This window comes from Trichocoleus sp. DQ-U1, from assembly GCF_039961925.1.
Taxonomy (GTDB): domain Bacteria; phylum Cyanobacteriota; class Cyanobacteriia; order Cyanobacteriales; family FACHB-T130; genus FACHB-T130.
This window is the reverse complement of the sequence record NZ_JAMPKB010000158.1, coordinates 1-4,218: the sequence shown is the minus strand read 5'-3', so window position 1 is coordinate 4,218 and position 4,218 is coordinate 1. Positions and strand designations below refer to the sequence as shown.

The following is a 4,218-nucleotide window of genomic DNA, read 5'->3' as shown; positions in this document are numbered from 1 at the left end:
ACTTTTGATAGTTTTTCGATGCATGCAACAAAGCTCTTTAGCATGGAAAGCTGGAGTTTTCCTGAATTGAAAATCCCAGTATTGGAATTCCTCCGGAATGAGGCGGAGTGGACAACCTCCTACTTAGATGAAGAAATCAGGGTAGGACGAGGTGCAACAGGCAATCTGTTTGTGTTTCGTCGTGAGTAAGTTGGGTATTTTGAGCGATCGCGTTCTATCAACTCTGCAATTATGAAGAATGCGATCGCTGTTGATTAATATGCAATAGTTCAAGTCATCTGAAGCCCAGTATCAAATGTACCCACGTAGCCTTGTGCATCTTGGGTTAGCTGAAGCATCAGTTCTTGACCCCCATCTTGAAAAATCCCGTCTCCATCGTTTCGCTGGGTGCGTTGTCCCTTAGTTGCATAGGGAGACTGCGCGTGAACTCGATCCGTGAGAGCATCGTCGAAGTAAAGCTGCGAGGTAAACTCAGAACCACGCCCAGACGCAGAATCGGTGCGAATCTTGAAGTGGATGTGAGCCGTTCTGCCTGGATACCAGCCAGGGTAAATCGTCACAAACTCCGCAGTCCCATTTGCATCCGTCACCTGATAGCCGCGCAGGAATTTTTGCCCTTGCGTATCCCCGTTGAAGTCTCGAACATCCGAATACACGCCCAGCGCGTCGCAATGCCAAATGTCTACAGTTGCACCCCTCAAAGGCCTACAGGATCTACCATTAATCCCAGAGATACGAAACACCAAACGCAACAGTACTCCCTGCTTTACCGCACCGTTCGAGGGATCTGAGCGGATATCAGAACGGTTAAGCTTCTCATCCACGAAATATGGCCCTTCCGTTTGTTGGGGTTTTACCACGCAAGTCGGAGTCTGCGCGATCGCTTTCCGAGTCGGTGTCTGAGTTAATGTACCTATTGGCTTTGCTGAGATTGACTGTCCGCGCCAGCATCCTATAAGCGATACTGCCGCTGTTCCCCCTAGAAAGCCAAGCACCTCTCGCCGCTTCAGCATGGAGACAATTGGGATTCTTTTCACACGGTCTTTTTTCATTTCATCTGCTCTAAATAGAATTATCGCAATCTACCTGGGCGGTTGAAACCGCGTCTACACAGACAAAACCCGCCTGCGCGGGTTTCAAAATCTTTGATTTGTCTTAAGTCCGCGCAGGCGGACTTAGTTTGTTAAGCCGCGATTTCTAATCGCCAGGGCTTATTGAAAATTTGGTCGTATCCACGAAAGGGTCGCTAAATTGATTCAAGCTTATTGCTGAGGAGGGGGAGGTACGTCTGATTGATTGCCATCTTGAGGTGGACGGGGCGGAACTCCCAGCGCATTTACCAGTTGCTCTTCCGTCACGCCGAGTTTTGCCGCCGCCGCCTTAAAGTCGGGTCGGGGTGGGCGTTGTCCCGGTTCGGGCGGCGTAGTTGGTGGGTTTGCAGGTACTCCCAGTGCTGCCTTTAAATTGGCTTCTGTTACGCCCAGCTTCTGCGCTGCGGCTGCAAAATCGGGACGGGGCGGACGGGGCGGAACTCCCAACGCATTTACCAATTGTTGTTCGGTAATGCCGAGTTTTGCCGCCGCTGCCTTAAAGTCGGGACGAGGTGGGCGTTGTCCTGGTGTAGGATTCGCTGGCACTCCCAGTGCTTCTTTCAACTTAGCTTCTGAAATGCCCAATATCTGAGCCGCAGCGGCAAAATCTGGTCCTCGTCTGCGTCCCTGTCCCTGCTGTTGTTGATTGGGCTGGGATGAGTTTTGGGCTTGTCGGTTGGGCGATTGAGCCGTTGCCTGATTAAGAGTCACACATCCAAACGTTCCAACTAGAACAGGAATTGCGATCGCTGCCAGCAGTCGGCGGGTATTCATCACAAGCTTTCTCCTTCGGTTGAATCTCGAAACGTGTCTATAAATTCAATTAAGCTCAACCAAAATTACAGCTTGCCCTTCGTCTAAATTACAGTTTTGTAATCTGAGCTAGTGAAGGCGAGATCCCCGACTTTTTAGAAAAGTCGGAGATCTGAACCGCAGGGGATCGCGTGAACTCCACAAAAGCAACCTCAAACACACAACAGCCATACTTCCTTGGAAAGACGCGATCGCACAGATGTCTTCCTAGGATGAGTAAGAGTTGCGATCGCATTCGCGCAGACTTTACTGATAGCGAAAAAGAAGCACAATCCACAGCTTTCCAAGCGTGGAGAAGCCCTACAGGAGTTTAAATGGTTATGAACAGTTCGTCGAACCGACCTCTAGCTGTCGTGACAGGTGCCTCCAAGGGCATCGGTTACGAGCTTGCCAAACAGTTCGCCCAAAACGGCTTTGATCTCCTCGTCACAGCCACCGGATCGAGTATCGATGAAGCCGCTCAAACCTTTGAGGGACTGGGTGCCAAGGTCGAGACGGTGCAAGCTGATCTTGCTACTTATGAGGGTGTAGAGTCTCTCTACACCCAAATTAAGGCGACTGGCAGATCGGTAGATGCGCTCGCGATAAATGCAGGGGTCGGTGTCGGTGGTGATTTCGCCCGCGAGACTGACCTAAAGGACGAGCTGAATCTCATCAACCTGAACGTCGTTTCATCTGTGCATCTCGCCAAACGGGTAGTGAAAGATATGGTCGAGCGCGGCAAGGGTCGAATCCTCTTCAGTTCGTCAATTGCTGCCATCATGCCAGGGCCATTTGAAGCAGTCTACGCGGCTTCCAAAGCATTTGTACACTCCTTCTCGGAAGCGCTACGCAACGAGTTAAAGGATACAGGCGTCACCGTTACCTCACTCATGCCTGGGCCAACCGATACCAACTTCTTCCATAGTGCGGGAATGGACGACACCACGGTGGGTACAAAACAGAACGATGACCCGGCTGAAGTCGCCAAACAGGGTTTCGATGCCTTAATGGCAGGCAAGGATCACATCATCGCTGGTTCGCTCCTGACGAAGATTCAGGGCAATGTAAGCAAGGTTTTGCCTGATACCGTCAAGGCTGAACTGCATCGTCAGATGACTGAGTCTGAGTCGGCTAACAAGTAACGCACGCAGTGCCTTCCCGATCATCTGTTGTATGTAAAGGTGTTTTGGCAGGCATTCTCATACCGACCGAAGCAAATGCAAGCGTCGAATGAGGTGCAGACATCAATACCCGTAGGCAAAAAGTAGTTTAAAGCAGAACATTTATGCACATTCATCATCTCAATTGTGGCTGTATGTGTCCGGTCGGTGGGGCGCTCTTCGATGGCTTCAGTCGCGGTTTGACGGCTCGCCTTGTCTGCCACTGCTTGCTTGTCGAGACAAATCAGGGGCTTGTTCTAATCGATACTGGCTTTGGTGTGCGCGATGTCAACTCGCCTTATGCGCGACTCAGCCCGTTTTTTATTCATTTCAATGGTATCCAGTTCGATCGCAAGTACACAGCGATCGCTCAGGTCGAGCAACTAGGATTTTCCGCACGCGACGTGCGCCATATCGTGCTTACCCACCTCGATTTCGATCATGCTGGTGGGCTAGAGGATTTCCCTGAAGCAACCGTACACGTAATGCAGACTGAAATTGACGCAGCGCAGGATCGGCACGGCTTCATTACCAGCCAGCGCTATCGTCCAGACCAGTGGGACGAGGTAAAACGCTGGAAGTTCTATTCGCCGGGGGGCGAACCCTGGTTCGGCTTCGAGGCTGTGCGCGATCTTGAGGGGCTACCGCCGGAGATTCTACTCATCCCGTTGGCTGGTCACACGCGGGGTCATGCTGGCGTTGCCATCCAGACAGCAGAGGGTTGGCTCCTGAATGCGGGCGATGCCTACTTTTACCGACACGAGATGGACTCCTCCGAACCACGTTGCACGCCGGGAATGCGTTTCTACCAATGGATGATGGAGGTGGATCGCGAGGCGAGGCTCCACAATCAAGATCGGCTACGTGCATTATCGCGCGATCGCAATAACGACGTGCGCCTCTTCTGTAGTCACGATGCGATCGAGTTCAAAGCGTTCGCCGACCAGTCCAGCGACCCTCAGAACTTGAAAATTCATCATTCATGAAGTCTGCGTCAATCAGATTGATTGAAGAAGCAGGAATTAAGAGTGATCGCGGCGAACAACAGGAGACTATGCTCAGTTAGTCCCCAATTTGATGTTTGAGGTCAAGTCCAAAACTGACTTCTTATTTAAGCTGCGTCAGAAGTCTCAGGAATCTCTAGCTCTATGAACGCAGGTTAGAGTTTTAGT

General features: G+C 51.2%; 5 protein-coding genes. 3 read left to right on the top strand and 2 right to left on the bottom strand.

Annotation, left to right across the window (positions count from 1 at the left end; genetic code table 11):
- Positions 1 to 189, top strand: a 189-nt coding sequence (locus NDI34_RS27810; RefSeq protein ID WP_348234458.1) for a PAP/fibrillin family protein, incomplete at its 5' end; no start/stop codon positions are given.
- 80 nt (positions 190 to 269) lie between these two features.
- Here the strand turns inward: NDI34_RS27810 and NDI34_RS27805 are convergent.
- Complete coding sequence (locus NDI34_RS27805; RefSeq protein ID WP_348234457.1) at positions 270 to 1,052, bottom strand: intradiol ring-cleavage dioxygenase; 783 nt, start codon at positions 1,050 to 1,052, stop codon at positions 270 to 272.
- A gap of 210 nt (positions 1,053 to 1,262) precedes the next feature.
- The gene (locus NDI34_RS27800) at positions 1,263 to 1,865 is read right to left on the bottom strand and encodes a hypothetical protein (RefSeq protein ID WP_348234456.1); all 603 of its coding nucleotides are present in this window, start codon (positions 1,863 to 1,865) and stop codon (positions 1,263 to 1,265) included.
- Between the two features lie 359 nt (positions 1,866 to 2,224).
- Between NDI34_RS27800 and NDI34_RS27795 the strand changes: the two genes are divergently transcribed.
- Together NDI34_RS27795 and NDI34_RS27790 are read left to right on the top strand one after the other, a co-directional pair.
- The gene (locus NDI34_RS27795; protein ID WP_348234455.1) at positions 2,225 to 3,028 is read left to right on the top strand and encodes an SDR family NAD(P)-dependent oxidoreductase; all 804 of its coding nucleotides are present in this window, start codon (positions 2,225 to 2,227) and stop codon (positions 3,026 to 3,028) included.
- Between the two features lie 143 nt (positions 3,029 to 3,171).
- Positions 3,172 to 4,032 carry an MBL fold metallo-hydrolase gene (locus NDI34_RS27790; protein WP_348234454.1) on the top strand — a complete coding sequence of 287 codons (861 nt, stop codon included), beginning with the start codon at positions 3,172 to 3,174 and terminating at the stop codon, positions 4,030 to 4,032.
- Positions 4,033 to 4,218 lie beyond the last annotated feature (186 nt).

Bases quoted from the DNA above. Each gene is read 5' to 3' on its own strand.
- NDI34_RS27805 (WP_348234457.1), bottom strand. From the start codon at position 1,052: ATGAAAAAAGACCGTGTGAAAAGAATCCCAATTGTCTCCATGCTGAAG.
- NDI34_RS27800 (WP_348234456.1), bottom strand. From the start codon at position 1,865: ATGAATACCCGCCGACTGCTGGCAGCGATCGCAATTCCTGTTCTAGTT.
- NDI34_RS27795 (WP_348234455.1), top strand. From the start codon at position 2,225: ATGAACAGTTCGTCGAACCGACCTCTAGCTGTCGTGACAGGTGCCTCC.
- NDI34_RS27790 (WP_348234454.1), top strand. From the start codon at position 3,172: ATGCACATTCATCATCTCAATTGTGGCTGTATGTGTCCGGTCGGTGGG.